Consider the following 1,960-nt stretch of genomic DNA (forward strand, 5'->3'; position numbering starts at 1 on the left):
GTCACTTTGGCGTAGAGCTCACCAGGCCGCCGCCCAGCGCGCGCACTTCAAAACAAAAAGACAACTGTAATGCTAGATCGCGTCGGAACCTGAGGAGCTCTCAGCCGGTCATCGCCCGGCTTGGCCGGGCGATCCAGTATTCCAGAGACGGCAGTGCTTGAACCGAGAGGCCGCCGTGTACTGGATGCCCCGCTTGAAGCGGTGCATGACGGCGGAGTGCGTCGTTGGCAATCGAGCTGTCCTCACGCCGGTTGCTTCCGTCGCGTGCGGCCTTTATCAAGTTTGCGGGTCGATTGAGGGCTGGTTCTGGGCATTTTGGGCGCATGCGTTTCACCTCCCTGGTCGTCGAACTGATCCGTGCCCGGCCCCGGCTCGTGGTCTGGATCGTGGTGCTGGCGCAGGCAGCGCTGTGGCTGCTGGTGCCGCTCTTGATCTATCGCAGCCCGCCCGGCGACGTCGCGACCGTGCTCGCCTTCGGCCGGGAATATCAGGTCGGCACCGATCTCGGCCCGCCGCTCGCGTTCTGGCTCGCCGACATCGCGTTCCGCGCCGCCGGCAATCACGTTTTCGGCGTCTATCTCCTGGCGCAGATTTGCGGGATCGCGACCTTCGTGAGCCTCTATCACCTCGGCCGCGCCATCATCGGCGGGCAGCAGGCGGTGCTGGCCGTGCTGCTGACGATGACGGTCGCCGCCTTTTCTTCGCCCGGCCTCGAGTTCGGGCCGCTGGTGTTGGCACGGCCGTTGTGGGCGCTCTTGCTGCTGCATTCCTGGCAATTGTTCGGCCAGAACCGGCGCAGCGCCTGGTTTGCCTGGTCGATCGATTGCGGCCTGTTGTTGCTGACGACGCCGGTGGCGATCGGGATGATCCTGTTGGTCGCGGCCTTTGCGCTGGCGACCGCGCGCGGACGCCGCACGCTGGCATCGCTTGATCCGCTGTTCGCGCTGCTCGTGGTGATCGTGCTGGCGCTGCCTTATTTGATCTGGCTGATGCGGTCGGATGTTGTGACGCTGCCGCCGCTGCCTGATGTCGCGGATTTGCGCGCGCGGGTGATGCGCTCCGGCGTCCTGCTCGGCGGCCTGGTGGTGTCGATGGCCGGCATCGCGCTGCTGCTCGCCGTCAATTCTCCCTGGTTCGCCCGCAAGCCGGAGGAGGCGCCGATCATCAACCGGCCGCCGCTCGATCCCCTGGGACGGCAGTTCGTCTATTTCTTCGCCTTCGCGCCGGCGCTGATTGGTAGCCTGCTCGCCGGCCTGTTCCGTCTCGACCACGTGGTCGGCGGCGCCGGCGTCGCGCTGCTGCTGTCGGGATTGGCCGTGATCGTCAACGCCGGCGATTTCATCCACCTCTACCGCCAGCGGTTCCTACGCTCGGCCTGGGCGGCGACGATTGCCGCGCCGGCCTTGGCGGTTCTCGCGGCGACGCTGTTCGTGCCCTGGACCGGCACAGCCGAAGTGCGGACCTCGATGCCGGCCGCCTCGATCGGGCATTTCTTCGCCGACAGTTTTGAGCGGCGCACCAACCAGCGGCTGCGCGCGGTGGCCGGCGATCCCGAGCTTGCGGGCCTGATCGCGATGGACCCGCAGCGCCCGCATCTGTTGCTGGAAGGAAAGCCGCGGACGCCCTGGCTTTCGCCGGCGAAGTTCAACGAGACCGGCGGGCTGATCGTCTGGCGCGCGTCCGACACATCGGGCATGCCGCCGCCCGAGATCGCGCAACGTTTCCCCGGACTGGTGCCGGAAGTGCCGCGATCGTTCGAATGGCTGGTCAACGGCCGTCAGCCGCTGCTCAGGATCGGCTGGGCCATCGTGCGGCCGAAGGGGTAGGTGAGAAGCGGTAGGGTGGGCAAAGCGCAGCGTACCCACCATCTAACGGCGTGCTCGGAATGGTGGGCACGCTGCGCTTTGCCCACCCTTCTGTAACGGGCCTGGATCAGTCAATCCCTTTTGCGTCATCCGCT

At 66.6% G+C, this 1,960-nt stretch carries 1 protein-coding gene; it reads left to right on the forward strand.

Features of this window, described 5'->3' with window-relative positions:
- Positions 1-323 precede the first annotated feature (323 nt).
- Complete coding sequence (locus AAFX91_RS41195; protein ID WP_394570295.1) at positions 324-1,826, forward strand: glycosyltransferase family 39 protein; 1,503 nt, start codon at positions 324-326, stop codon at positions 1,824-1,826.
- Positions 1,827-1,960: the final 134 nt, after the last annotated feature.

This window comes from Bradyrhizobium sp. 31Argb, from assembly GCF_043638955.1.
Taxonomy (GTDB): domain Bacteria; phylum Pseudomonadota; class Alphaproteobacteria; order Rhizobiales; family Xanthobacteraceae; genus Bradyrhizobium.

What these genes read in the sequence shown, in the direction of transcription:
- AAFX91_RS41195 (WP_394570295.1), top strand. Translation starts at nt 324, where the DNA reads ATGCGTTTCACCTCCCTGGTCGTCGAACTGATCCGTGCCCGGCCCCGG.